This is a genomic window from Haemophilus sputorum HK 2154, assembly GCF_000287615.1.
Lineage (GTDB): Bacteria > Pseudomonadota > Gammaproteobacteria > Enterobacterales > Pasteurellaceae > Haemophilus_A > Haemophilus_A sputorum.
In genome coordinates this window covers 1-2,341 of the sequence record NZ_ALJP01000014.1, presented here as the reverse complement: position 1 = coordinate 2,341, position 2,341 = coordinate 1, and the positions used below count along the sequence as shown (strand labels likewise).

The 2,341-nt window shown below is 36.8% G+C and carries 3 protein-coding genes; 2 read left to right on the top strand and 1 reads right to left on the bottom strand.

The genetic code is table 11. The features are described 5' to 3' along the window. Positions 1-9 precede the first annotated feature (9 nt). Entirely contained in the window at positions 10-126 is a 117-nt protein-coding gene (locus HMPREF1128_RS07525) for an IS3 family transposase (protein WP_080565535.1), read from the top strand. An 82-nt stretch (positions 127-208) separates the two neighbouring features. On the opposite strand, the gene HMPREF1128_RS07520 is transcribed toward HMPREF1128_RS07525, so the two are convergent. After that, complete coding sequence (locus HMPREF1128_RS07520) at positions 209-1,918, bottom strand: pectate lyase family protein (RefSeq protein ID WP_035530388.1); 1,710 nt, start codon at positions 1,916-1,918, stop codon at positions 209-211. Positions 1,919-2,155: 237 nt separating this feature from the next. Between HMPREF1128_RS07520 and HMPREF1128_RS07515 the strand changes: the two genes are divergently transcribed. Continuing rightward, the coding region (locus tag HMPREF1128_RS07515; RefSeq protein ID WP_007525982.1) for a helix-turn-helix domain-containing protein at positions 2,156-2,341 on the top strand (186 nt) is incomplete at its 3' end.

Sequence of the window (2,341 nt, the reverse complement as noted above, 5' to 3'; positions counted from 1 at the left end):
TATCATTCAATTGCTGAATTACAGGCTGAAATTGAAGAATATTTAGTGTATTACAACCAAAAACGAATTAAACTTGCTTTCAAAGGATTGAGCCCAGTGCAATACCGAGCTCAATATTTAAGTTAACTAACCTGTCCAACTTTTGGGGGGCAGATCACTTTTTATATGTAATTAACGTTAATTAGGCTTATGGAATAAGATAGCTCAATTATTTCCCAATATAATTATCTATTAACGCTTCTAATGCAGGAATTGGTGCCGAGTTATTATCTTCTACCGCATTATCAAACTTAAATTTTAACGAACCATGATTAAGACGACCAGCACCATAATAACCTGTTACACGTTCAGGCACCATAGATGTTGCATCTGGTGTATAGGAATACATTAACGATGAAGTCGTATCAAAATTGTTATAAGTATTACCTCCGTTGAGTGATACTACCGAAGATGGTACTTTCTCATCACGAGAAGTTGCTTGGAAGAAATCAAAGCTTTTATTGTTAGCTGCATAGGTAATTGGAGAATAACTTTCTGCTGTTCCCTTCTCTGCAAAAATACTTCCATATTCTTTTATCATGCCGCCTGCTTCACCAGAGAATTTACCTGCACCATTTGCATCATTACCTTGTCGAGAAATCAAAATAGGCTCTTTCGTTGCCCGGAAATAGTTATTTTCAGAAAATACGCTCGATCCCATCGTTGCACCAATACCATACTTAGCACAACCATCATAGAAATTGTTCCACATATGTACACTCATTGTGCGAACTCGAGCATGACGAGAATCACTGTGGTCAAACCAATTATGATGATAGGTAATGTAATTCGGTCCAGACTCACTCTTCATTCCAGCCATACTTGTTTTTCCTGTATCCCAGAAATGACAATGATCAATTGTAACGAATTTAGAATTTGTCTTCACATCAATGGCGCCATCACCTTTCGCATGATCACCACCTCCAGATTTGCCATAAAAGACATCAATATGGTGAATCCAAATATTAGAATTATCAGTATCAAGTGATATGCCATCATCCATCGCTCGCATAATTCCTAAATTGCGAAACTCGACACTCTTAGCATTTCTGACTAAGAACCCAAAACCATAGACAGTAGCGTCTTCTCCAATACCTTCGATGGTAATGTTCATTTCGCTATCAGCTTTCTTTCCTTTAATTTGAATGCCTTCAGAGCTACTTCCAAAGGTATCTGTATCGCCATTTTTTATTAAACCCAGAACTCTCACTACCAATGGCGTAGTAATATTACCTTTCTGATAAGCATTGAGAATAGATTGAAGTCCAGTAAAGGAGCCATTACCTAAATGAGCAGTGACAGTCTTCGCATTGTCTTTATTCACATAAATAACTACCGCATTGGATTTCAGCGAGCCGTCATCGTTATAAGCACCAACGCCAGAGAAGCCTTTATGGGCAAAACCTTCTCGACTGTAATTTTTCACTTGTAGAGCTGTTATTTCACTAAATAAGGTTTCAGCTCCTCCTTTTATCGCCACCACTTTCAATGAATAGCTACCCGCCTTAAGTCCTGGAATATCTGCTCTCATATATCCACTATATGCACGTATCAATTCAGCATCAATAGGTATGTAATCCGTATATTGTCCACCTTTGATATAAACACGATAGGAATCTACTCCTTCTAAAGGCATCCACTTAACATAAACACTTTCTAACCACCCTTTCGCTTCAATAATACTTACGCCATTGTCAGCAACGTTAGAACTAGCGCTGTTATTAGTACTTTGACTATTCGTTGCAAATAAATTTACGGAATGTTCAACATTCGAGTGAGCCTTATTTACTGAAGGTGATGAACTATCGTTCAATGACTGTGCCCAAATAGACATACTCGTACATGCAAGAAACGCTGAGAGTAAAATATTTTTTTTCATATAAATACCCATATTTACTTTAGTTTGATTTAATAGTGACATCTATGAGTTATTTTTTCTTATCACAAAGATAACCATATTTTACAATTCAACATCACTATCAATATTTGTCAGATTATGACTATAATTTTCACCAAAATAGAAGTATAAAAAATATTTTTCTTGAATCTAAATTTTAAGTTCCATTCGCGCTGATCTGCACCCAAAAATCTGGACACCTACTTTGAGGTGCAGATTATGTCCTACCCTTATCAATTTCGTTTGAAAATTATCAAACTCGTCACCGAACAGGATTATGGTATCCGTGAGGTGGCTAAACTTCATCAAATTTCCCATGCTCTCGTCATTTATTGGCTAAAAGCATTTCGGGAAAGAGGGCTTGATGGCGTAAAATCGCCTCATACAAACCTTCAAACACCGAAA